The sequence below is a fragment of the Bacillus solimangrovi genome (genome assembly GCF_001742425.1).
Taxonomy (GTDB): domain Bacteria; phylum Bacillota; class Bacilli; order Bacillales; family Bacillaceae_N; genus Bacillus_AV; species Bacillus_AV solimangrovi.
The window spans coordinates 1-24928 of the sequence record NZ_MJEH01000002.1 but is presented as its reverse complement, the minus strand read 5'-3'; the positions used below and the strand labels follow the sequence as shown (position 1 = coordinate 24928).

Below are 24928 nucleotides of genomic sequence, written 5' to 3'. Positions count from 1 at the left end.
TCAAAGCATCTTACAAGCAAAATTCATCTTTATGACAGACTATTATTACTAATTACGATAAAGTAATTGTTTTTCCCTCTTTTTAACAGCCAAGTTGACGTGATATTACAAGACGTTGTACTTCTGATGTTCCTTCTCCGATTTCCATCAGTTTCACATCTCGTAGCATCCTTTCAACCTCATACTCTCTCATATATCCGTAGCCGCCGTGAATCTGAATTGCTTGATTACATGTTCTAAATGCCATTTCTGAAGCAAATAACTTTGCATAAGAAGCCTCTTTCGTAAACGGTTTGTTGTTATCCTTTAACCAAGCTGCTTTGAAAACCATATTTCTGGCTAACTCAATTTCCATCGCCATGTCTGCAAGTTTGAATTGAATCGCTTGAAACTTTGAAATTGGTTGGCCGAATTGAACACGTTCCTTCGCATATGCTAATGCACGATCAAATGCTGCTTGAGCAATTCCTACTGAAAGTGCTGCAATCGAAATACGTCCACCATCAAGTGTATATAGAAATTGTTTAAACCCTTTTTTAGGGTCACCCAGAATGTTTTCTTTCGGAATACGAACGTCTTCTAATACTAGTTCTGAAGTATTTGAACCTCGTAAGCCCATTTTTTCGTAATTGCTATTAATCGTAAATCCTGGTGTGTCTGTTGGGACAAGAAATGCGGAAATGATGTTCTTACCACGTTCATCTTTTCCTGTTACAGCGGTAACTGTAACGGTGCGAGCATAACCTGCATTAGTAATCCAACATTTCTCACCGTTAATGATATATTCATCACCATCAAGAACAGCTTTTGTACGTGTACCTCCAGCGTCTGATCCAGCGTTAGGTTCAGTTAACCCAAATGAACCTAGTGTTTCACCACTTGCAAGTGGAACGAGGAATTTTTGTTTTTGTTCTTCAGTACCAAAGTAATAAATTGGACTTGCTCCAAGAGAAACAGCTGCGGCATAGCTTAAACCTGTGCTGCCACAAGCATTTCCAACTTCTTCTACAGCTAGTGCATATGAAATTGTATCCCCTCCTGAACCACCATACTCTTCAGGAAACGGAATTCCTAATAGCCCAAGTGCACCCATTTTTTTAAACGTTTCAACTGGAAATTCTCCTGTACGATCAACGTGCTCTGCCTTTGGACGAATCTCCTTATCAGCAAAATCTCTAACCATGTTACGTATCATTAGTTGTTCTTTCGTTAATTCAAAATTCACACAAAGTCCTCCTTTAATTTTCCCAATAAATCTCTACGTAATTACAGACCGACCAGTTGGTCTGTAATTACCCACCTAAATGAAAGCGCTTTAAAAAAATTGCGCACTTCATTCTTACAAGAAGAAGTGTTGATAACTGGCTTTCTGTTTATCGGTTAGAACGGAATGTAAAATAAAATCCGTAAAGACGTTTCCGATCTCTTCAATCGTCTTTTCTCCACCTTTGCGATACCATTTATACGTCCAGTTTACAATTCCAAGTATGGACATAACGGTTATATCGATCGGTAGCTCACTACGAAATTCTTCTTGTTTTATTCCGTCTTCGATCACTTGAAAAAGGAGCTGCCTATATTCGTTTCGCTTCTTCTTGATTTGTTCATAGTATGCTGGTTTTAAATAATGACTTTCTTGGTAAAATACAGAGATGTGTGGCTTATATAAATCAAAGACTTTAACATGTGCTTGAATAATTGCGAATAATTGTTCTGAAGGTGTGTGGTAGGTATCAACCGCCTCATGAGCTTTCTCCAGAGCATAGCTTATGAATTGGTCATGAATGACATAAAGTAGTTCATCTTTTGATTGGAAATAATGATAAAAGCCGCCTTTAGAAGTTTTAGAATCTTCAACAATTTGCTTGACAGTTACACCATGGTAACCATGTGCTTCAAAAAGTTCAAGAGATGTCTCAATAATACGTTCTTTAATATTTTTCATTTTATTGGCTCCTTGATAAATAGTATAACAACAAGATTCTGAAAATTCAATCACATATGTAATTTTAAGTAAACTTTATGTTCATATAGAAAACCGGCTACAATAATAGCCGGTTTTCATTAAGTATCATCAGATGCATCCTCTTCACTTACCCACGCTTCAATTAAATCTCCTATTACGTCTGTATCCATAACAAATGAACCATTATTATAGCGATCAGCCGGGCGTAGAGATGAAACTTCCACAGACTCAATGTTATGATTTTCCGACTTCAAATAAACGGTCATTTGATTGTTAACTTGTATAGATGAAGCAATTCTATGAGGATTATTTTTAAGTTCTCTTAACATGACAATACCTCTATTTGCACGAGAGGCGACTTCAAACTCATCTACTTTCATTTTCTTAACTGCACCACGTTGAGTTGCAACAAATATGTATGGAAGATTCGTCTCAATTGCAAAACCTGTAACGACTTCATCATCTTCTTTTAAGTTGATTCCTTTTACTCCCGCAGCTCTAGGTCCTACAATATTGACGTCATTCTCATTGAACCTTAGGCCATAACCAGCTTGAGTCACGATAAATAGATCCACGTCACCTGTTGTAATAATTATATTTTTTAGTTCATCTTCTTGCTTCAGATTAACCGCTACTAGTGGCTTTGAATAACGTTGTGCTTGATATTTGTTTAATTCAGATTTTTTTACCATACCGTTTTTAGTGAAAAAGATTAAATATTTCTCTTCACTAAAATCTGAAATAGGGTATGCTGCTATTAACACCTCGTCTTTATCAATTGGTACGATGTTGGATACATGTTGACCAAGATCTTTCCAACGAATATCTGGTAATTGATGTACAGGTAAATATAAATAGTTCCCTTTATTCGTGAAAACGAGTAATGTATTTGTTGTATTAATTTCAAATTGCCCGATTACCCGATCATTTTCTTTAATTCCCATGTCCTTACCATTTGATGCGGAAAATGATCGCAGACTTGTGCGTTTGATATATCCATCCTTCGTAACAGTTACGATGACGTCCTCATTTGGCACCATTACTTCTAAATTGATTTTTAACTCTTGAATTTCAGCTTCAATACGTGTACGACGTTCATCAGCATATGTTTTCTTAACTCGTCTTAAATCCTTCTTAATGACTTGTAAAAGTGTACGTTCACTAGAAAGGATTTCGTTAAGCTCAGCAATTTTCTTTGCAAGCTCGTCCGCTTCTGAACGAAGAGCCGTAATATCGGTATTCGTTAAACGATACAGTTGTAAAGATACAATTGCCTCAGCTTGTCTTTCAGTAAAATCAAATTCTTTCATCAAGTTACGTTTGGCATCCTGCTTATCTTTAGAAGCACGAATCGTTGCGATAACCTCATCTAAAATAGAAAGTGCCTTCATCAAACCTTCGACAATATGTTGGCGTTCTTTTGCTTTTCTTAACTCATACTGACTTCGGTTTGTAACGACTTCTTTTTGATGTTCAATGTATGCATCTAATATATGTACTAAACCCATTAATTTAGGAGTTTTACGGTGGATAGCAACCATATTAAAGTTATAGGAAATTTGCAAATCCGTACTTTTATAAAGGTAGTTTAATACTCCAGCAGCATCTGCATCTTTCTTCAATTCAACTACAATGCGTAATCCAGTACGATCCGTTTCATCACGTACTTCAGAAATACCTTCTACCTTTCGATCAATGCGTAGTTCATCCATCTTCTTCACTAGATTTGCTTTATTCACTTCGTAAGGAACTTCTGTTATGACGATTTGTTCTCTACCACCACGAACATTCTCGACTTCAGCTAGACCTCTGACAACAATACGACCTTTTCCAGTTTTATATGCTTGCTTAATACCATCAAGTCCTTGAATAATTCCCCCTGTTGGGAAGTCAGGGCCTTTAATAACTTCCATTAAGTCTTCAACTGAGCAATTCGGTTTATCAATACGTTTAATCACACCGTCAATGACTTCACCTAAATGGTGTGGTGGAATATCCGTCGCATAACCAGCTGAAATACCTGTTGAACCATTCACAAGCAAGTTTGGGAAGCTAGCTGGTAGAACAACGGGCTCAGTCAACGTATCATCGAAGTTCGGAGTAAAATCAACCGTTTCTTTTTCAATGTCTGCAAGTAACTCAGAAGCAATTGGTGAAAGTCGTGCTTCAGTATAACGCATCGCCGCAGGAGGATCACCATCTATGCTCCCATTATTTCCATGCATTTCAACAAGTACATTACGTACTTTCCAATCTTGACTCATTCGAACCATTGCATCATAGACAGAAGAATCACCGTGTGGATGATAATTACCAATAACCGTACCAACAGTTTTTGCTGATTTTCGAAATGGCTTTTCTGACGTATTATTTTCCTTATACATCGCGTATAAGATACGGCGTTGAACCGGTTTTAATCCATCGCGTGCATCTGGTAGAGCACGCTCTTGAATAATGTATTTACTATAGCGTCCGAACCGATCGCCAAGAACCTCCTCAAGAGGTAAGTCCATTAATTTTTCTTGTTCAGCCAATGTCTATTCCTCCTCTACCACAGCAATGTTGTCATTTTCTAAAATATTTGTTTCTTCATCTAAGCCAAATGCAACATTGGATTCGATCCATTTACGACGAGGTTCAACTTTATCACCCATTAATGTTGTAATCCTACGCTCAGCACGTGCAACATCTTCAATTCGCACTCGAATGAGTGTTCTAGTATCAGGATTCATCGTTGTTTCCCACAATTGATCAGCATTCATTTCTCCAAGACCTTTGTATCGTTGGATCGTATAACCTTTACCGATCTTCTTCACTGCTACTTGCATTCCTTTTTCATCCCATGCGTACTCAACGACTTCTTTCTTTCCAGAACCTTTACTAACTTTATAAAGTGGAGGTAAAGCGATGAAGACTTTCCCGTCCTGAATGAGCGGTCTCATATAACGATAAAAGAATGTTAAAAGAAGTACTTGAATGTGGGCACCATCTGTATCAGCATCAGTCATAATGACTACTTTGTCATAGTTAATATCCTCAATTTCGAACTCTGGTCCAACACCACCACCAATTGCATGAATGATTGTATTTATTTCTTCATTTTTGAAAATATCAGCTAGTTTAGCTTTTTCTGTATTGATTACTTTACCACGTAACGGAAGCACAGCTTGGAAACGGCGGTCACGACCTTGTTTCGCTGATCCTCCTGCTGAATCACCTTCGACAAGATATAATTCATTTTTCTGTGGGTTACGCGATTGAGCTGGAGTTAACTTCCCACTTAAGATAGAATCTTTTCGTTTTCTTTTTTTTCCGCTGCGAGCATCTTCACGCGCTTTTCTAGCTGCTTCGCGGGCTTGCTGTGCTTTTATCGCTTTTTTTATTAACATTGAACTAACATCTGCATTCTCTTCTAGAAAATAAGCAAGTTTCTCTGAAACGACTGCATCAACGACAGATCGAGCTTCACTTGTTCCAAGCTTACCTTTTGTTTGTCCTTCGAATTGAAGCATCTCCTCAGGAATTCGGATCGAAACGACAGCTGTTAATCCTTCTCGAATATCTGTTCCTTCAAGGTTTTTATCCTTTTCTTTTAAGATAGAAACTTTTCTTGAATACTCATTAATTGTTCGAGTCATCGCTGTCTTTGCCCCAGCTTCATGTGTACCACCATCCTTCGTACGTACATTATTTACAAAGGATAGAATGTTTTCTGAGAATCCATCGTTAAATTGAAAAGCAAATTCCACTTCAATTCCTTGCTGTTCACCTTCAAATGCAACAACAGGATGTAGTGTATCTTTCTCTTCATTCAAAAAATCTACAAATGCTTCAATTCCATTTTCGTAGTAATACGTCTCTTCTCGAGCATCACGTTCATCTTTGATAACAATTTTTAAGCCTTTTAATAAAAATGCTGACTCTCGAAGCCGCTCACTTAACGTTTCAAAATTATATCTTGTCACTGAAAACATAGTAGGGTCTGGTTTAAAGTGAATGATCGTTCCTGTCTTTCGAGTTTTCCCTTTCTTTTCAAGTGTAGTAACAGGTTTACCACCATTTTCAAAACGTTGGTAATACGTCTCACCATTTCGGTGAATCGTTACTTCTAACCACTCTGAAAGAGCATTTACAACAGAAGCACCAACACCATGTAGACCTCCACTTGACTTATATCCACCTTGTCCAAATTTCCCTCCTGCATGTAGAACAGTTAGAATAACCTCAGGAGTTGGTTTCCCCATACGATGCATACCCGTTGGCATACCACGTCCTTCGTCTCGAACACTTATACTATTATCATTATGTATTGTTACTTCAATTAAATTTCCATAACCAGATAATGCTTCATCAACAGCATTATCTACAATTTCGTACACGAGATGATGCAACCCTCTTGCATCAGTACTCCCAATATACATACCAGGGCGCTTACGCACTGCTTCAAGACCCTCGAGGACTTGAATTGCATCATCGTTATAATCAAAATTTAATTTCTTTGCCAAAAGCTTGATCTCCTTTCCCACTTCGAAACACATGTATATCTTACCATAAGAAACACTAACAGAACATACGTTTCCTTCCGAATCAAACAATCCTTTATTATATTTTATCTTTAATTATGAACAAAACCAATGTTCTAATCACATAATTAAAACAAAGTACCTATATTTGTTCCAAACTTAGTTCAAAAAATTATCCATGATATCCTTCTTTTTCCTTAAATTCCTTGTAAAAAAAGGTGGATATTTGATGAAATAAAAATTTTTTTAACTAATTAAGATTTAAATCTCCTTATTTAGGAAGTTCATTTCATATAATTTAACATAAAAATCAGCACATGATTTTCACTGAAAACTTGTTCACGACAAATATGAAATAGGCAGTATATCGATAGAAGGTTATTAAGTTTAAAATGAGTGAATACAAACTAGAGGATAACAATGTCGACTATTTCGAAAAATTCCATTTTATAAGTTACAATAAATTCATTGAAACGGTATTAACAAATTGATTCAATCAACAAACCATTATTGTTGATATATTGATAATCGTATTTTTTATTAAACGTATGTTCATATGACATATTCCAAATAATACATTTAAAGTATGTCAATTGTTTTAACGAATAGTTAATAGTTAAATTATCAAATTTGTAGCATTCACTGGGATATAGTTCATTACAATTAAACAAAGCCTCAACGTCTTCATCCAATGCAATTCCTCCCACTTTAAATTCGAAATGATAATATAGCTCTTTAAGTAAGGTAATGTATTCTGTAATTTTCCCCTTTAGAGGTCTTACTTCTTCAATATCAAACCCATCAAAAAGAAAATTAATTACTAGAGAATCTGATGATATTTGCTCTATATGTATTATTGTTCTTTTTTTCGGAGGTAAATGAACATAGGCATTAAGATTTATTGAATGATGATAGAATGTATTAGGTCCATCTGTATCAGAATAACCTTCAATAAAGTCATTTACTTTTTTATCAATCGTTTCATCAACTAGATCGATTGTTTGAATATCGCTTAAATTGTTAAGAATCACATTTATTGTAGTTTTCCTATCTTCTTTTATTTTTAATAGAAAGCTTACCTCTAAATATAAACCACCTTGTAACCAATCGGAGAACATACTTTCAATCCTCACTTCTAAAATTACTCAATATTTGAATAACGGTTTCTCATAAAACAACATTTTTAATTCAATTGATTCAAATGTGACATAACTATATGCAGTTTGTTCTGAATTGAATCTTTTAATATCGATGGTTTGATAGAAATAATAGACTTACCATAGCGTAAAAAATAGTCTGAAATAAAATCTTCTTCGTTCGGATTGTAGTAACCTGAAATTATATAATTATCAGCTGTTTTTTGAATTGACATCGAAGGATAATGCTCTTTGTCAAATAAATCCTTTCCTTTGTCTGTTACGACGACTGAGAACTGAATAGCATTTGCTTGCTTGTGATAATTATCTAATAGTGATAATAAATGCGCTAAGTTCATTGGCTGCTCATCTTCAACTACTTCCAATGATACAATTTTATCACAACGAAGATTCTGGACTTTTTGTTTATTGATATTGTAAATTTTAGAATACCATTGCCCGAATTTCGAATTAATTTTTATAAACTGACCTGTAATTTGAATTTCTTCCTTGTTTTTTAAATACGATACTTTATAGATCTTTTCGTCAATAATGCTTTGAATCAACTCCTTTAAGTAAGGATTGAAATTACTATGATTTGTAACTTCTAGGTTTATTATCTCTTGCATTTTCTCAATATTTTCTTTTACTTGATTTGGAAGGACTTGTTTGAATTTTTTCTCTAATTTACTTACTTCATATTCAAATGGTTTTGCTTTATATCCATTTAAAGTCAACATAGCAAAATAAATTGCAAACATTTCATCAACAGTAAAGGTAATCGGCGATAAAATACGATTATCTAATACAAAATACTTCCCATTCCTACCTTGTTCAGCGTATATTGGCATGCCTAATATTTCTAACGATTGAACGTCTCTAATCGCTGTACTTCTAGATATATTATACTTATCCATCAAATCCTTAAGGTTAAAAGTCCTTTTTTCATTTATAAATTGCAACATATTATTTAATCTCTCAGATTTATTCATATAAAAACTCCTTAAAAGGTGTCATTAGTTGATACCTTTTAAGTGTATTATAAAAGTATCAAAAATAACAGGAGGTCATTTTAATGACATTAGAGATTGCAGTTTTTTTATCTATGCATGGAAAAGCAAGTGAAGCAATTCATTTTTATAAGAAACATTTAAACGCTAAGGAGCTCATGTTAGTAACATATTCAGATATGGCAAAGCGTGATCGTTCACTTGTATTAACAGAGGAAAACAAAGATTATATTTCACATTCAGTACTTCAAATTGGAAAAACAAAACTAATGGTCGCCGAAGATACAATGGACCCTAATGAGACATATAATGTAGGCAATAATTTCTCTCTTTGTCTTCAAAGTGCGAACTTAACAGAAATACAAACGTTTTATAATAATTTAACAAGTGATGACAGAGTTCAAATTATAACCCCTCTTTCAAAAAATATATTCAGTGAAGCTTATGGCATTGTTCAAGATCCATTTGGCGTACAAATTCAGATGATGTATGATGAGCGATTACACTAATATTAGCAAGAATTATAGGTTATAAAGTAATCTGTATTATTTTGGTGATTTATATGAAAATTTAAAATATCATTACTCTTACTAAAGCAAAGTATAACTAATCAAAAAAAGGTGGCCAACATTAGTTGGTCACCTGAATTTATCACTTAAGCTCTTTCTAACATTCTTTCTAATGCTAAAGTTGCTAGTTTTGCTGTTTCTTCATTTACTTGAATAACGTTTTTCACTTCTCCATCTTTAAGTAACTCTAATGACCATAGTAAGTGTTCAATATCAATTCGATTCATTGTCAAACATGGACACATATTTGGATTTAATGAAACGATATTTTTATCTGGATGTTCTTGAATTATCCTCTTTACAAGATTCATTTCTGTACCAATTGCCCATTCAGAACCAGCAGGTGCTTGTTTTATCGTTTCAATGATGTTTTTAGTTGAACCATTGTAATCGGATTTCTGTACAACTTCCCAGCTACATTCTGGGTGAACAATAATATTCATATTTGGGTTTGTTTCTCGCAAATGCTCAATGTTTGCGACTGTGAAGTTTTCATGTACAGAGCAGTGACCCTTCCACAAAATCACTTTTGCATCTTCAAGTTTCCCATCACATTCAAATTGCTCGTTAATTGGATCCCAAACAGCCATTTCATGCAATTGAATTCCAAGATCATAAGCCGTATTGCGACCTAAATGTTGGTCAGGTAAGAAAAGGATGCGTTCCTTTTCAGATAATGCCCATTCAACCATTTCCTTCGCATTTGAAGATGTAACTGTCGCCCCACCATACTTTCCGACAAATGCTTTTATATCTGCAGTTGAGTTCACATACGTTAAAGGAATAATCGTATCACCGAATTGATCTTGCATCACTTTCCATGCAAGTTCTGTTTGATGAATGTTAGCCATATCAGCCATTGAACAGCCTGCTCTTAAGTCTGGTAAGATAACCTTTTGATTGTCATTCGTTAAAATATCAGCTGTTTCTGCCATAAAATGCACACCACAAAATACAATGAATTCAGCCTTTTCATTCTGTGCAGCCACTTGCGCAAGTTGAAGAGAGTCGCCTTTCACATCTGCAAATTGAATCACTTCATCCTTTTGATAATGATGTCCTGGAATAAACAATTTATCGCCAAAGTATTCTTTTATTTCAGCTACACGCTTTTCCATCTCTTCTCTTGACATTTCACGATACTTTTCAGGTAATGCTACTTGACTTTCTTGACTTAATACATCTAGTAAGCTCATAATTGGCCTCCTTAATAATGCTCATTAACGATTTATTATTTTGTATATTTTCGACTTTCCTTCAAGTTAAAGCTAATATCCAAGGCAGGTGCTGATTGTGTGATAAAGCCTAATGAAATATAATCAACATCAGTGTCTCGATAAGAAGCAATATTATCGAGAGTAATGCCGCCAGATATTTCTGTAATAATTGATTGAGGTACAAGCTTCGCGTAACGATCGGCTTCTTCAGGTGTACAGTTATCAAACATAATAATATCCGCTCCAGCTTGAACAGCTTCAATTACTTCATCCTGATTTTCTGTTTCGACTTCAATCTTTACCATATGACCTGTCTGTTCACGTAACATCTGTACAGCATTCGATATGCTTCCTGCAAAGGCAATATGATTATCCTTGAGCATAATACCATCGTATAGACCTTTCCGGTGATTAAATCCGCCTCCACACGTTACTGCATATTTCTCAAACATACGTAAACCGGGAAACGTTTTTCTCGTATCACATACTCGAATATCTGAATTATTAAGCTCATTTACTACTTTTTTCGTTATCGTTGCAATCCCACTCATATGTTGCAATAAATTTAGAATTACTCGTTCTCCAGTTAATAAATGCTCTACAGGACCTTCAATTGTAGCAATTCGTTCCCCTTTCTCAAGGGTATCTCCATCATGCTTATGAAGAGTTACATGAATTGAAGGATCTAATAATTGATAACCGACTTCAATGCATTTAACACCAGACAATATCCCTGATTGTTTAGCTAATAATTCTCCTTCTGTTCGACCAGCACCTTGGAATAGAAGTTGGTTCGTCACATCTCCTTCACCAATGTCCTCTAAGAAGAAAGCTTTGATTTGTTCTTGTATTTTTAACACATTCATCATAGATTCACTCCTGTAGCCGTTAGCATGTTTTGGACCGCTTCATCTTTTGATCGAATTAATCTACTTTGACGCCATCTTTCCACTTCATAAGGGATATCTTTTCTGAAATGAGCTCCCCGACTTTCTGTACGTTGCAAAGAAGACGTTGTAATAAGCCATCCTACTGTTAACATGTTGATGATTTCAGCTTGCTCTTGGTTTACGTTGTGTAAAGGTGTATTTATGAATTGAAGGTATGGCTGAAACCATTCTAATGCTTGCTGTAACTCCCTTTTTTCTCGAACAATCCCAACATATTTCATCATAATTTCTTGAATTTCTTTTTTACTCGGTAAATCGAGGTCGCTAATCTGTTGTTCATGTACTAAGACCTTCGGATATATAGGTGTCGTTGAAAGATTTGATTTCAAAATTGTATCTGCGCATTCAACGGCCATAACAACTCCTTCGAGTAATGAGTTACTCGCTAAACGGTTTGCTCCATGTACGCCTGTGCATGCGGTTTCACCAACAGCATATAATCCAGATAGGGATGTTTCACCACTATTATTTACGACAATCCCACCCATAATAAAATGAGCTCCAGGTGTTACTTGAAGTAAACTCTTTTCTACTATTAGTTGATGATCTTTACACATTTTTGAAATGGTCGGAAAACGATTATCAAAATCTTTTATTGATGATATGTCTAAGTAGACTTTCTCACCATTTTTTATTCGCTCAAAAATCGCTCTCGCGACAACATCTCTTGGAGCAAGATCTTGTAATGGATGAATGCCCTCCATCAAAAACTTACCGTTCTCTGTACGTAATCTAGCACCTTCTCCACGTACAGCCTCGGATATAAGACCAATAACTTTGTTACCTTTATAAAGTAAAGTTGGATGAAATTGAATAAATTCTAAATCTGCTAGCCCAACGCCTGCACGATAAGCAAGCGCCATCCCATCACCTGTTAGTGAAACATCATTTGAGCTATATGGATACAAACTTCCACAACCACCAGTAGCAAGGATGACATGTGTAGCATAGATATGTTCAACTTTATTACATTCATTCAATACCGATACGCCAATACAACGCCCATTTTCTACATTTAAATCAAGTACCATTTTATCTTCAATTATAGGTATCTCTTTCTCAATCTCTTCCTTAAGAAAAGACATCATGCCTTTTCCGGTCGCATCTCCACCGATATGCAATATACGTGGCAAAGAATGTGCGCCTTCCATTCCCATGGCAAGTTCATTATTCAACGTCTTATCGAAGCTCATTCCATCTGAAATTAGGTCGTTTACGATTTGTAGCCCTTTTTTGACAAGGACTTCTGTTTGTAAAGGATCATTGTGAAAACGTCCTGCTTTCATTGTATCTTCAAAGTGGTTTTTCCAACTATCATGTTTAGCTAGCGCTGCTGCAATTCCACCTTGTGCACGAACTGAATTACTATTATCATGTTTACCCTTTGTGATAATTTGCACATTCAAGTGAGAAGATAACTGGCGAGCTATCATGAATGCAGCAATCCCACTGCCGACAATGAGTACATCAATATTCCGTTCAGGGTTCATTAAAATCCCTCCGTCTATCCGTGATGTGTATTGTCATATATACGTAATTTTCACGAAATGTTAACAAAAATGGGTTGATCATTTTTCATTTAAGTTGTCGTGTGTCTTGACACTTATATTTACACATTATTAAACTATTGACAAGTGTTTTTATTTGTATTTGAAATTTCTTTATTTTACAACTTCAACACTACAAACGAAGCGAGGTATAAAATGACCTATTTTGATTATGCAGCCACAACACCAATGAGTGAAAAAGCAATACAAGCCTATCAATTATGTGCAACAAATTTTTTTGGAAACCCAAGTAGCTTACATGATGTTGGTTCTTCAGCAAATAATGTACTTGAACAATGCCGACAAAAACTTGCACAAGCACTACATGTTGAAGCTGAGAGTATATATTTTACAAGTGGAGGATCAGAAGCAACTAAACTTGTGATCTTGTCCGCTATAAAAGCGAGAATGCATCGCGGTAAACATCTGATCACTTCTGAACTGGAACACTCATCTGTATTAAACATCTTTTCATTACTAGAAGGTGAAGGGTTTGAAGTGACCTATTTAAAACCTGATTATAATGGGGAAATTGATTTATTATCCTTAAAAGCAGCGATTAGACACGACACGATTTTAGCTTCTATCCAACATGTTAACTCAGAGATCGGTGTGATTCAGAATATTGCAGAACTTGGGAAGATACTTGATTCCCATGATATTTTTTTTCATAGTGATTGCGTACAATCTTTTGGAAAAATACCTCTCCACGTTGATGAATTACACGTTGATGCAATATCAATCTCAAGTCATAAAATATACGGACCTAAAGGGTGTGGAGCATGTTATCTATCGCCAAAACAAACGTGGAAGCCAATCATCCCACACACAACACATGAACATGGACTTAGACCTGGTACGGTAGATGTGCCAAGTATTGCTGCTTTTGCAACAGCAGTTGAAGAACGAATCGAGGTTATGCATGACGAGTTTAATAAAGTTGAACAATTGCGAGAGCATTTTTTAACTCAATTGAAGAAAAATGTACCTCAAACCGTTTGTGAAGGGAACTCATTATCTCAACTCCCACATATAATTGGGCTTAGAATTCCGTCTATAGAAGGACAGTATATGATGGCTGAATGTAATCGCAAAGGAATAGCCATTGCTACAGGAAGTGCATGCCATATTGATATGCAAAGTCCGTCATCAACAATGACTGCGATCGGTCACTCAAAAGATGAGGCAAAAGAATTCTTCCGTGTTACTTTAGGCAAACATACTATCGAAGCTTCAATCAATCATTTAGTAGACATTATCAAACAAGTTGCTAAACAGTTTTATTAAAAGTATCAGTAAGGACAGTATATCTATAGAAAAAATGGGAGGCATAATCGTGATATGCTCTCCCTTCTTAAATCTTTATTTCGTTAATGCATGTTCAACTTTAATACAACGATTCATTATTACTGTTATATCATGCTCCTTCAAATAAGTGTACGCATCTTCATTTTCGACACCAAGTTGAGCCCAAAACACGTCAGCACCAATTTCAACCGCTTCCTTCGCAATTTCAGGTAAAAATTCACTACGTCGAAATACATTTACAATTTCGACATGCCCTTCAATTTCTCTCAATGAACGAACAGCCTTAATACCGAAAATTTCGTCTGCCTTTGGGTTAACTGGAATGATCTCGTACCCATTATCTAACATTGCTTTGGATACCATGTAAGATGTTCGTTCTGGATTATCAGATAGTCCGACAACTGCAATGCGTTTTTTTTCCTTTAAAATTTGACCAATTTGTTCACGTGTTGGATTTTCAATTGCCATTACGATTACTCCTTTCACTTACGCTATATATTAAATTATCTTCTATTATCATACATGATTCAAGCTTTGCAATACATCTACATATAACTATAAAACCAAACCCCCTTCTATGTGTTTTAGAAGGAGGCATAATAATCAACTATTCTTTCCTTTAATTACTAGAGTCACTTTGTTGTATAAATCGATCAATATCATTCCAAATATTATCACTAGCAAAATAACGACTCCACGTTGCTACACCAGCAAGGTCATATTTGTCAAAAAGTTTCACCCTTTTTTCTAGTGAAATCGCATCTTCAATCCAAACTTTATAAGTAGCTTTTTCTTCCTCAATGTATATTTCTGCGTAATTCTGACCACTATCTTCATCATATATTAGATCAAGGTTGTGTTCTGAGATCCATTGTTGAATGCTATCCATTGAATAAGCCTTCGAAGAAACTTCAATATTACCATTCTCTGTTTCTTGTTCTTTCCATAAACGTGTATATAATGGCATAGCTAAAATAAGTCGATCATTGGGTACAACTTCAAGAAGTTTTTGTAAGTTATTTTCAACCCAAGGCAAGCTTGATACACTTCCTGAAATTGGACTTGAACCCCAATGTTCATCATATGCCATAACAATAAGGTAATCGACAATTGTTGCTAGTTTCTCTCGTTCATAGAACATTGACCAATTTCCACTACCCGAAATAAATGTAATGTCCATTGAAACGGTAAGGCCAGCTTGATGCATACGTGCACTTAATTCCCTCATAAATTGTGTTACGAGCGGTCCATCTTGTACATTTACATTCTCAAAGTCAACATTAATTCCATCTAAATTATAAGTTTGACTATATTCGAGAAGCTGCCTAATTACTTTTTGGCGGGTATCATAAGATTGAAGAACTTCATGAGTACGTTGTGGATCGAAATCATTTGAAAATAACGCCCAGACGTGGTAACCATTTTGCTTTGCCCACTCAACATATGAATAGGATGCGTTATTACGAACGTTCCCTTCATTATTTGATAGCGAGAACCAAGTTGGCGATACAACATTCACTCCTGCCATATCAGGAAGATTCTCTGTCTTAGGATTTGTCGAATACACTGCCTCCCACGTAAGGTTTACTGGAGTATCTAATTCTGACAATGGAATCGTTTTTTCTTCCAATTCAAATACATGTGTATATGATTCTTGAATTTCTAAAGCTTTTTTTGGAATAAAACCTCTAACTCCTTGAGAGGTTGTAACATAGTAAAAGTCATCATCATCTTCTTCAACTTGTACGATTTCCCCTGCTTCCAACTCAACTATATAAGAAGATGTTTTCGTTTGCTCCGTTCGAACACGTTTATCATGTTTATTTAGATCATCTTTAACAATTGCTGGTAAAACCTTTTCTCCATTTATTTGAACGATTACTGCACCAGTTTCTTCTTTATAATTCATTTGAAATCCATATAGCGGTTCAAGTGGTTTTGTATTCACATAGACAGACCCGTTATCGGAAATTATAACTGGAGCTTCTAACGGGAACGGCTCCTCATTCAAAAAATATTGTAATTCTTCGTTCTTGTATTGAATAACTTTATCCTTTGTAGTTACAATTACAGAGTTATTACTCTCTTCAAAATAAATACTGTCATCAATTTGTTCTTGTAAAAATTGAATTGGCACATATATGTCTCCATTCATGAGTTTAGCTTGCCTCTCATATATCCCACCCTTATATATTATAGGATGTTCTTTTTTAAACCCAGATACCTGTTCATTAGAAGGAAATGGGTAGAATAGTAGAATGATAGCTGAAGCTGATAATATGATTGATAACACTACACCAAACACGAGACCCCTCTTCGGTGCATGTTTTCGTGTGTTTATTTCAATTTGTGACATTATTTCCCCTCCTTATTCAATCCTATAGCAGTTTATACAATATGAGAAGTGTAAACTGTTGCTATATTTATCATAAGTTTACGTTTTATCAATAACATATATAGGGGTAGCCCATTATCATTTGGAAGAAAATAATTATCTTCCTCGTTAAAATTCATGGTACAATGAAACATGCCTATCCATACATATATGATTTTAAATTTTTAAAGGAGTATAAAATATGACTACAATCTTGATCATTTTTTTACTCGCTTATTTACTAGGTTCAATACCTTCAGGACTAATTGTCGGTAAAGTTTGGTTTAATAAGGATATTCGTGAGCATGGAAGCGGAAATCTAGGTGCTACAAATACTTTTCGTATATTAGGTCTTAAAGCGGGTTTTATCGTTACAATTGCAGATATTTTGAAAGGAACTCTTGCGGCATCCTTACCTTTGTGGTTCGGAAGTGAACTTCACCTTCTTTTAGCAGGTATCGGCGCTGTTATCGGACACACATTTCCGATCTTCGCCAATTTTCGAGGTGGAAAAGCTGTTGCCACATCTGCAGGTGTTCTTTTAGCTTATGATCCTATTCTTTTTCTTATAATTCTCATTAGTTTTTTTATCGTATTATACTTATCAAAGTATGTTTCACTTTCATCTATGATTGCAGGAATACCAGGAATTATCTACAGTATTATTATCGCAGATTGGCCACTAGTGTCTATGATTACTATTCTGGAAATATTTGTTGTGTATCGCCATCGAGCAAATATTAGCCGAATTATCAATAAAACAGAGCCTAAAATAAAATGGATGTAAAAAATACTTGCTTAATAGATAACCCTTTTGTTATAGTGTAAAAGTATTACGATACTAATTAAATATGCAGAACCGCAAGGGGAGCCGTTATGGCTGAGAGTGAATTATTTCGTTCAGACCCTTTGAACCTGCTTAACGGTAGGGATGTGGCTTCTGATGGAATGAAAGACAATGCAGGTCCATCACGCCACCTGTGTTGTCTTTTTTGATGCGTTTTAATACATAAAAAGACAACCAACATTTACAGCTATTTACGGCTCAGCCCTTTTGTTGTTTCTGCGTCTGGAGGACTAACATGTTAAAAAATAAACCGCTTATTTTTCTTCTTGAGATTGCAATTTTGTCGGCGGCAGCATTTGTTTTAGAGCTTTTTTCATTCCAACCATGGCCACAAGGAGGTAGCGTCTCACTTTCAATGATACCAGTCTTTTTAGTTGCCTTTCGTTGGGGGTTAAGTGGTGGTCTATTCGCTGGACTCATCTTAGGTCTCTTGAATATGATGTTTGGAGGATATATCGCAACTCCAGTACAAGCATTCTTAGATTATATCGCGGCATTTTCATTACTTGGAATAGCTGGCTTATTTGCAAAACCAGCTATGAAACAATTAAAACAAAATAATAAAGAGCTTGCTGCGCTCTACGTCACTGCAGGTGTTCTATTAGCAAGCTTTTTACGTTTCCTTTGTCACTTTACAGCAGGTGTTGTCTTCTTTGGAGAATATGCACCAGAAGGAACACCAGTGTGGTTATATTCTTTACTTTACAATGGTTCATTTATGCTACCAATCTTTGTAATAGGTGCTATTGTAATGAATGTATTAGTACTTAATTCATCTCGCCTTTTCCAACGTACGTCTTCAAATCAAGCACAAATGTAAATGTTCAATTTTTATTAAACTCTCACATTTTCGTGAGAGTTTTTTTATTTGTCCTCTCTAAAAAAACGACCTCTCAGATCGACTTGTAAGAGGTCTTTTGTTGATTATCAATATAATTGGATTCAAACATTATAATTCCTCTTATAATCGAATTTCACTTCTTATATCACACGCTGGTATTTACAAGAACATTTTCTCGTAAAATTCAAATCTATCAGTTATAATAGTTCCATGAAACATATATTTCACGGAACTATAGTGCATTAATTATGCACTTTCATATAGTTCTCAGCTAAGAGGGTTTAATATGACGATATTTAATTCAATTAACGCAACAAACAATATAAATGTATTACCTACAGACAACAACTATATAGAATTTGAGAAAACTTATCGTTATTTTTCTCAAATGCCTCAGTTTATCCAAGGCTACTTAGTTAGTCGCATTTCTTTAAATTATTCAACAAATACAATTCAACGTTACATCTATGATTTCAAATTTTTCTTCGACTATGTTATACAACGTGCTGGAATTCAAATCAATTCAATAGATATTTCATTAGATGACTTTACTTCACTTCAACCTTCTGGAGTTAAGAATTACATACATTATTTAGCAATCGAACGAAAGAACAATCCAAAAACGATTAACAGAAAAATTTCCGCTTTAAAGTCAGTATTTACCTATTTGCAACAACAAAATCAAGTTAAAAGTAACCCGATTGAAGGAATCGAAAGACCAAAGGTAGGACGGTCTGAACCTATATATTTAACTAAACAGGAATGTAACGATTTACTTACATTTATAAAGAAAATGGAGTACTGCAAATCAGAAAGAGAAAAAACATATCAACAAATGTTTATGAATAGAGACATTGCAATTATTCATTTGATGATGATGACAGGATTGCGGATATCGGAACTATGTAGTTTACAAATGAATAACCTATCATGGGAACGAAAAGAAATAACAGTTATCGGAAAAGGAAGCAAACAAAGAAGTATCCCTATAACAGAGGAAACAATAAAAAATTTAAAGAACTATTTAGAGGAGCTTAATGAAGATATTAGACCGAAGAAAACTACTGATCCATTTTTTGTTGGTTATGACTTTAAACAAAAGAAAATCAAGAGCGGAATCTCGGTTAGTGCGGTTCAAAAAATGATCAGCCGGCATTTAGAACGAGCAAAAGAATCCCTCCCCTTTCTAACTTATAAACATATTACTGCTCATAAGTTGCGACACAGCTTTGCAACAGAGCTTGCGAAACAAGGTGTTGATGTATTAACGATCCAAAACTTATTAGGCCATGAATCAGTCGCCACAACGCAAATCTATGCACATATTCAAAGAGAAACCAAAATGAAGGCAATCGCTCTGTTGAATTAGTAGAGTGGGGCTATGACAAATCGCTTAGTACACGCCCATTACAACAAGTTTTGAATGCTGACTTATCAATATTGTATACGTTCAAATGTTATTATGTTATTAGGAAAATTCAATTCTCTCTATTCTACAAATGTATATAATTAATTAGTCAGACTAACATTAATAGAAATAAACTCTATTATCTGTATTAAAATCTTAACTGAATAGAATTAATTCATTTATTACACAGTAAACTTTGTCCAATCTAATTTTAGCAATTCCTTCATATCCATTAGATTATGAAGGAATCGCACTCTAACTAGTTAACATAATATTGTTATGGTATACTTATTTGTAGTATATCCCTATTTTTTTGATTTAATAGTGCGGACTTTAGAAATATACATACTTCTCGATACGACAGCTGAAACAATTACAGCTAAAATGATTAATTTTTTCTTCATAATAGTTCACCTTCTTATTTTTATAGTTATAAATTGTTAATCTCATTTATTAGTAGATTATTTATTGTAGTAATACTTCTATTGAATAACTAAGAAACGTAATTTAAGACGTCTTGTTCGGAAACAGTCACGATTACTCCATCCATATTGTTACCTGAAATTTCAAAAGGGGTATTTGTTGGTACTTTAACAGTGCAAGCTTGTGAAATATTGTAGTAATATACAGTGTATTTATGTCCATTCACTATAACAGATACGGACTCTTCTTCTTTTAAATAATCTAGATATTCTTCCAAAACAATATTTTTTTCTTGCATAATGGCACTGTGAGGCAAACCAACATAGCGAATATGCCAAGGTTCATATTGAATACCCGTTATGTCTGTTTTATCTTTGGGATAGCGTAAAATAAAACCATATTTCCATGCATTTTTTTCAATCCACTCTCCTTCTGGCGCGTGAATCATTTTCATTTTGGTTGAACCCACATCAAGTGATAAACCGGCATTATGTTCGCTATACCCTGGAGGCATTGCAATGTTAGAACCCATCTCTTTATAAAGTCTATTTTGCTCATCGAATCCTCGAAAACCACTATTAATTGTAAAATTCCGCACTCCCTCGCTTCTAGCATCTTGCACCAGTTGAGAAAATTTTTGTGCAACATCCCTTGATAACTCAATTTTTCTATTATTCAGTTTGTATCTCTGTTTTAATTCTTTAGACTTAAATAAGTTAACAATGTCTGATTTCACACTTTCTTCACGAACAGGATATTGAGAATTAATTAATAATAAATTCCCTTGATAAACCTGTGATTTTATTAGTGTTTTTTCTACCATGTTATTCTGTACATTTCTATCATCCACTTCTAGTACGATCTCATCATTATTATCTATATAATCATTATTTACATGATTTTCAAAAACAGGTTCGACAGCTACTTTTTTAGCTGCAATACCTAGACATATTATTAAAACGATAAAATATCCCCACTCAGTCATGCTATGTCTCCTCCTTAAGTAGATTAAATGATATATTGACCAAAGGGTTAAAATACCTATAGAAGCAACGCCTAACTTACTACTAATATACTAGAAAAATATTAATTTTTGGTTTATATAACTATGAAGAACTTCTTAAGATTCTTTTAAGGTAATACTATAAATATTAATGAAATTCATCAAAATTATAGCAACCTAGAAATTCCATTAAGTATGCTGTACCTGCTTTAATCATGAAATTTAGCTATAAAAAAACACCTACAATTATAGGTGTTTTTTTTTCGTATTTTTAACTAGACGACTTTCTTTCAAATCAACAACAATCAATGATGAGAAAAACATATCAACAAAAAAGAAGGTCACCATTACTATTTAAGTATCTTTATGAGAGTACAACATGCATTGTATAATTTTTTTGTCTGATATTTTTAAGACTCTTTTGCAATAAGTTAACACCTTTTCTCTGTGCGTAATAACAATTATAGTTCTCTATTCCACAAAAGACACAAGACTAATCATAACATTAGTTGATCGACTGAAAAAAATCGTATAGTTTGATCTATTGTTCATCATTAAAAACATCTCTAATACTATGTTTGTAACTATATATCGTTATTAGAAAATAACTAATAAATATAATTACAACAATGATGCTTGGAACCGTTACATTATAAATAAAGCTCACTTTATCAACATATACTTTAAGTTTGTGTCCAAACCTAATAACAAATGTATACAGAACTACGGCACTCCCCAATAGAGAAATGACCCCTGGTAACCCAAAGTAGATTGTAATCTGTTTGTTTATGAGCTTATTCAAGTCTTTTTGAGAAACTCCCATTTTATGTAGGATATCAAATCTATTTTTACCTTCTATCGAGTCTGTTAACTGCTGTAATGCTAAAATTGTCAGACTTATAATTAAAAATATAATACCTATATATATTCCTAAAAGTCTCGTTGTTATAGAACTAAACATAACTAGATTAGTTTCAGCTGTTTTAAATCTTATTGGATTAATAATTTCTACAAAATCATTATCATCATACTTATCATATAAATATTCATATTTCTCTTTAAATTCTCCCTGTATAATGGAAGGCAATTTAATACTTAGGTCATAATCAACTGGCTCTTTTGTATGAATAAAATATTTTGTTAATGCGATTTTTAAATTATTGGTAATGTCATCTGGAAATACAAGTATACTTTGTGTATTTAAATTATATATATATTCATCAAGTGATTCATTATAGATTTTATTGGAATTCAACTTTAAACCCTTATCATTGATAATAAGTTGTTCTGTTTTAAACTTTTCTAATATCGTTGCTCTATCTACCTCATGACTTAAATGCATAACGAATTCATCATTGCCTAATTTTATTGGTTCATACCCCTGCATTTTTCTTAATTGGTTATAATCACTTAAGCCTACTGCTAATCTTGGATAGTCGAATTTATTTACCCTTGTTTCATCATTGTTAAAATCTGTTTCCCAAATGAAATACTGCTCCAACTGAAGACTTTCTTTAATGGCAATATTGTTATCTTCTAATATTTTATCTACAAAACTGTAGTCTATTTTGGGTATATCTTCTAATTTATCAATAGATGTATATCTATTGTTAATTTTAATATCAAATTGTGTCCTCTGTGTTAGAAATCCTTCTGATAGATCTGCTAGAATAGGAGCCAGAACAAATCCACTAAGAGCAACTATCAAAGTGATAGTTATAGTAGCCATAGTCCTTGCATTACTCGAAATTTTTTGTAATAGATTACCGATTAATACTAAATTTAAGTTTGAATACTTATACTTTTTTGATTTAGATTTAATGATAATGACTATATTTGACATCGTGTGATAAGTTGCATAAATTGCCACGATAATACTTAAAAATATAAAAATTTGATTAAGATTACTTTCATAATAAGGAATATCACCATTAAATGATCTCCCAATCTGAAAGAACCTTTTCAAAAATATATAAGCAGTGCCGTAGCTGACAATAGCAACTATTGATGTCATGATATAAAAGATTTTACCGTGAAGATTTCCTTCTGTTTTCTTATCATCTACAAGTAAATCTATTAACTGCCACCTTGATAATTTTCTAATATTAAGAAAACCAATTAAGGTGTATATAATCAAAAAGAAAAATAGTGTTCTTACTGCTGTATCAGGATAAAATACTATACTAAATTTAAAAGTATCACTGATTGATAATACAATTAAGGTTGTTAGTACTCCTGATAACAATGTCCCCACTAAGTTTCCAACTACAACAGCCAATAATCCTAACATTAAAGTTTCTATAAAAAAAAGAAAAGCTACTTTTGTTTGTTGCATTCCTAAAATCATATAAATCGATAACTCTTTTACTCTTCTTTTTAGCATATGTTTATTGACATAGTTAATAAGTACTAATAATGATATCGTAATAATATATGTTGCATATTTTATCCATGTATAAAATATATCGAAATTAAATTGATTTGCTTCTTCTAATAAACTATTTTTTGAACTTGTCAAAGACATAAAAGCAAAAAACAAACTAGAACTTAAACTAATGGTTATAAAATATATGAGGTAATCTTTAAATGTTTTTGTGAAATTTTTCTTAATTAATTTTGAATACACTCTATATCACCCTCTTACCTTATATCAGCCATTATTTTAAGTATTTGTTGTAAAAATACTTCGTTATTGTTGTCACCTTTAATTATTTCATCATGAATTTTTCCATCTTTCATAAAAATAAATCTGTCACAATAACTAGAAGCAATAGGGTCATGTGTAACCATCAAAATAGTTGCATTTAGTTTTTTATTCATGTTATCTAGCGTTGTTAACAATGTCTTAGCCGCTTCTGAATCTAATGCACCTGTAGGCTCATCCGCTAATATTAATGAAGGTTGCGAGACAATAGCTCTCGCACATGCTGTTCGTTGTTTTTGTCCACCTGAAACTTGTACAGGATATTTATCTAAAATATCCTGTATATTAAACTTTCTAGCAATATCATAAACTAATTCCTCTATTTTAGTCTCATCTGTTCCTTTAATTGTAAGTGCTATTGCAATATTCTCTCCTATTGTCAATGAGTCTAGCAACTTGAAATCTTGAAATATAAAACCTAAATATTCTCGTCTGAATTCAGCTAAATTTTTACGTTTGATACTAGTTATTAACTTGTCTTTAATATATATTTCTCCCCTAGTAACTGTATCAATAGATGAAATTACATTTAAAAGTGTCGTTTTACCACACCCTGATGGCCCCATTACTCCTACAAATTGATTTTCAATAATTTGTAGACTGATACCATCAATAGCTTTAACAATATTCTCTTTCTTGCCATAATATTTTTGAATATTGTCTACTCTTAATACCTCTTTCATCTAACTAAGCTCCTTTAACTGATTTGAATTGTTATATAAATAGTGTTTGATTATAAATTTCCATGATTAACTTTACATATATTAACATAAATTATTAAATTATGGTTTTCAATGAAATTTATTATATTTCACAAATTGAATCAATTTCATAAATTCAAAGCCTTGCGGCTCAAGGTTTCTAAGACATAGAAAAAGGAGTACCTCCCTAAATGTCGAATGAGTAAGCGACAAAACCAACTCTTTACAAACAAAAGGGAGACTCCTTATGACTACTATACGACAAATATGCTTCTTTGACCTGCAAGATTTATATGATTTAGAACCTACCAAGCGATTTGAAGCAATTTTTTCAGAAATTGATATTGATCCTCTTATCTATGCTGTATCTAAAAAATCAATTTACGGCGCACCTACGTCTT

19 protein-coding genes and 1 pseudogene are annotated in these 24928 nt (G+C 33.7%); 6 read left to right on the top strand and 14 right to left on the bottom strand.

All coding sequences use genetic code 11. The annotated features are described in order from the left end of the window. Positions 1-82: 82 nt before the first annotated feature. The 6 genes from BFG57_RS00645 to BFG57_RS00620 all read right to left on the bottom strand — a co-directional run bounded on the left by BFG57_RS00645 (position 83) and on the right by BFG57_RS00620 (position 8617). A complete protein-coding gene (locus BFG57_RS00645) occupies positions 83-1225 on the bottom strand; it encodes an acyl-CoA dehydrogenase (protein WP_069715527.1) in 1143 nt (380 codons plus the stop codon). A 114-nt stretch (positions 1226-1339) separates the two neighbouring features. Then, positions 1340-1945 (bottom strand): TetR/AcrR family transcriptional regulator, encoded by a 606-nt coding sequence (locus BFG57_RS00640; RefSeq protein ID WP_069715526.1) that lies wholly within the window; start codon positions 1943-1945, stop codon positions 1340-1342. A gap of 119 nt (positions 1946-2064) precedes the next feature. Beyond that, on the bottom strand, positions 2065-4479 hold the full coding sequence (gene parC / locus BFG57_RS00635; protein WP_425388451.1) for a DNA topoisomerase IV subunit A: 2415 nt from the start codon (positions 4477-4479) through the stop codon (positions 2065-2067). A gap of 24 nt (positions 4480-4503) precedes the next feature. Continuing rightward, positions 4504-6471, bottom strand: coding sequence for a DNA topoisomerase IV subunit B (gene parE, locus BFG57_RS00630; protein WP_069715524.1), 1968 nt, complete (start codon positions 6469-6471; stop codon positions 4504-4506). Between the two features lie 497 nt (positions 6472-6968). Beyond that, positions 6969-7607, bottom strand: a complete 639-nt coding sequence (locus BFG57_RS00625) for a hypothetical protein (RefSeq protein WP_069715523.1) — start codon at positions 7605-7607, stop codon at positions 6969-6971. A gap of 65 nt (positions 7608-7672) precedes the next feature. Beyond that, positions 7673-8617 carry a helix-turn-helix transcriptional regulator gene (locus tag BFG57_RS00620; protein WP_069715522.1) on the bottom strand — a complete coding sequence of 315 codons (945 nt, stop codon included), beginning with the start codon at positions 8615-8617 and terminating at the stop codon, positions 7673-7675. A gap of 83 nt (positions 8618-8700) precedes the next feature. Here BFG57_RS00620 and BFG57_RS00615 point away from each other — a divergent pair, with 83 nt between their 5' ends. After that, the gene (locus BFG57_RS00615; protein WP_069715521.1) at positions 8701-9144 is read left to right on the top strand and encodes a VOC family protein; all 444 of its coding nucleotides are present in this window, start codon (positions 8701-8703) and stop codon (positions 9142-9144) included. A gap of 146 nt (positions 9145-9290) precedes the next feature. Here the strand turns inward: BFG57_RS00615 and nadA are convergent, their stop codons facing one another. Genes nadA through nadB form a run of 3 tightly spaced genes read right to left on the bottom strand, consistent with a single transcriptional unit; the run spans position 9291 to position 12861 of the window. After that, a complete protein-coding gene (nadA, locus tag BFG57_RS00610; RefSeq protein ID WP_069715520.1) occupies positions 9291-10400 on the bottom strand; it encodes a quinolinate synthase NadA in 1110 nt (369 codons plus the stop codon). A gap of 35 nt (positions 10401-10435) precedes the next feature. Then, positions 10436-11287, bottom strand: coding sequence for a carboxylating nicotinate-nucleotide diphosphorylase (nadC, locus tag BFG57_RS00605; RefSeq protein WP_069715608.1), 852 nt, complete (start codon positions 11285-11287; stop codon positions 10436-10438). Then, on the bottom strand, positions 11287-12861 hold the full coding sequence (gene nadB, locus BFG57_RS00600; RefSeq protein ID WP_069715519.1) for an L-aspartate oxidase: 1575 nt from the start codon (positions 12859-12861) through the stop codon (positions 11287-11289). The genes nadC and nadB overlap by 1 nt, the downstream gene beginning before the upstream one ends. Positions 12862-13074: 213 nt before the next feature. On the opposite strand from nadB, the gene BFG57_RS00595 reads away from it, so the two are divergent. After that, positions 13075-14205, top strand: a complete 1131-nt coding sequence (locus BFG57_RS00595) for an IscS subfamily cysteine desulfurase (protein WP_069715518.1) — start codon at positions 13075-13077, stop codon at positions 14203-14205. 75 nt (positions 14206-14280) lie between these two features. Here BFG57_RS00595 and BFG57_RS00590 read toward each other — a convergent pair whose 3' ends face one another. Next, positions 14281-14694, bottom strand: coding sequence for a CoA-binding protein (locus tag BFG57_RS00590; RefSeq protein WP_069715517.1), 414 nt, complete (start codon positions 14692-14694; stop codon positions 14281-14283). Positions 14695-14845: 151 nt separating this feature from the next. After that, positions 14846-16582: a glycosyl hydrolase family 18 protein gene (locus BFG57_RS00585; RefSeq protein ID WP_069715516.1), complete on the bottom strand. Its 1737-nt coding sequence runs from the start codon at positions 16580-16582 to the stop codon at positions 14846-14848. Positions 16583-16802: 220 nt separating this feature from the next. Here BFG57_RS00585 and plsY point away from each other — a divergent pair, with 220 nt between their 5' ends. The 3 genes from plsY (at position 16803) to BFG57_RS00570 (ending at position 19657) form a co-directional block, all read left to right on the top strand. After that, the gene (plsY, locus tag BFG57_RS00580) at positions 16803-17387 is read left to right on the top strand and encodes a glycerol-3-phosphate 1-O-acyltransferase PlsY (RefSeq protein ID WP_069715515.1); all 585 of its coding nucleotides are present in this window, start codon (positions 16803-16805) and stop codon (positions 17385-17387) included. A 295-nt stretch (positions 17388-17682) separates the two neighbouring features. After that, on the top strand, positions 17683-18267 hold the full coding sequence (thiT, locus tag BFG57_RS00575) for an energy-coupled thiamine transporter ThiT (RefSeq protein ID WP_069715514.1): 585 nt from the start codon (positions 17683-17685) through the stop codon (positions 18265-18267). Between the two features lie 307 nt (positions 18268-18574). Beyond that, positions 18575-19657 (top strand): tyrosine-type recombinase/integrase, encoded by a 1083-nt coding sequence (locus tag BFG57_RS00570; protein WP_069715513.1) that lies wholly within the window; start codon positions 18575-18577, stop codon positions 19655-19657. 532 nt (positions 19658-20189) lie between these two features. Here the strand turns inward: BFG57_RS00570 and vanY are convergent. The 3 genes from vanY to BFG57_RS00555 form a co-directional block, all read right to left on the bottom strand. Beyond that, on the bottom strand, positions 20190-21104 hold the full coding sequence (gene vanY, locus BFG57_RS00565; protein ID WP_069715512.1) for a VanY-A/VanY-F/VanY-M family D-Ala-D-Ala carboxypeptidase: 915 nt from the start codon (positions 21102-21104) through the stop codon (positions 20190-20192). 559 nt (positions 21105-21663) lie between these two features. Next, positions 21664-23748, bottom strand: coding sequence for an FtsX-like permease family protein (locus BFG57_RS00560; protein WP_069715511.1), 2085 nt, complete (start codon positions 23746-23748; stop codon positions 21664-21666). 14 nt (positions 23749-23762) lie between these two features. Then, entirely contained in the window at positions 23763-24509 is a 747-nt protein-coding gene (locus tag BFG57_RS00555) for an ABC transporter ATP-binding protein (protein ID WP_069715510.1), read from the bottom strand. Between the two features lie 265 nt (positions 24510-24774). Here BFG57_RS00555 and BFG57_RS19170 point away from each other — a divergent pair. Then, a pseudogene (locus tag BFG57_RS19170) lies at positions 24775-24928 on the top strand (IS5/IS1182 family transposase); the annotation flags it as partial.

Excerpts from the sequence above, each read along its gene's own strand:
- BFG57_RS00625 (WP_069715523.1), bottom strand. The coding sequence starts at position 7,607 with ATGTTCTCCGATTGGTTACAAGGTGGTTTATATTTAGAGGTAAGCTTT.
- parC (WP_425388451.1), bottom strand. The coding sequence starts at position 4,479 with ATGGACTTACCTCTTGAGGAGGTTCTTGGCGATCGGTTCGGACGCTAT.
- plsY (WP_069715515.1), top strand. The coding sequence starts at position 16,803 with ATGACTACAATCTTGATCATTTTTTTACTCGCTTATTTACTAGGTTCA.
- vanY (WP_069715512.1), bottom strand. The coding sequence starts at position 21,104 with ATGACTGAGTGGGGATATTTTATCGTTTTAATAATATGTCTAGGTATT.
- BFG57_RS00640 (WP_069715526.1), bottom strand. The coding sequence starts at position 1,945 with ATGAAAAATATTAAAGAACGTATTATTGAGACATCTCTTGAACTTTTT.
- BFG57_RS00590 (WP_069715517.1), bottom strand. The coding sequence starts at position 14,694 with ATGGCAATTGAAAATCCAACACGTGAACAAATTGGTCAAATTTTAAAG.
- BFG57_RS00595 (WP_069715518.1), top strand. The coding sequence starts at position 13,075 with ATGACCTATTTTGATTATGCAGCCACAACACCAATGAGTGAAAAAGCA.
- BFG57_RS00555 (WP_069715510.1), bottom strand. The coding sequence starts at position 24,509 with ATGAAAGAGGTATTAAGAGTAGACAATATTCAAAAATATTATGGCAAG.
- BFG57_RS00570 (WP_069715513.1), top strand. The coding sequence starts at position 18,575 with ATGACGATATTTAATTCAATTAACGCAACAAACAATATAAATGTATTA.
- BFG57_RS00615 (WP_069715521.1), top strand. The coding sequence starts at position 8,701 with ATGACATTAGAGATTGCAGTTTTTTTATCTATGCATGGAAAAGCAAGT.
- BFG57_RS00585 (WP_069715516.1), bottom strand. The coding sequence starts at position 16,582 with ATGTCACAAATTGAAATAAACACACGAAAACATGCACCGAAGAGGGGT.
- BFG57_RS00620 (WP_069715522.1), bottom strand. The coding sequence starts at position 8,617 with ATGAATAAATCTGAGAGATTAAATAATATGTTGCAATTTATAAATGAA.
- nadB (WP_069715519.1), bottom strand. The coding sequence starts at position 12,861 with ATGAACCCTGAACGGAATATTGATGTACTCATTGTCGGCAGTGGGATT.
- nadC (WP_069715608.1), bottom strand. The coding sequence starts at position 11,287 with ATGAATGTGTTAAAAATACAAGAACAAATCAAAGCTTTCTTCTTAGAG.
- nadA (WP_069715520.1), bottom strand. The coding sequence starts at position 10,400 with ATGAGCTTACTAGATGTATTAAGTCAAGAAAGTCAAGTAGCATTACCT.
- thiT (WP_069715514.1), top strand. The coding sequence starts at position 17,683 with ATGTTAAAAAATAAACCGCTTATTTTTCTTCTTGAGATTGCAATTTTG.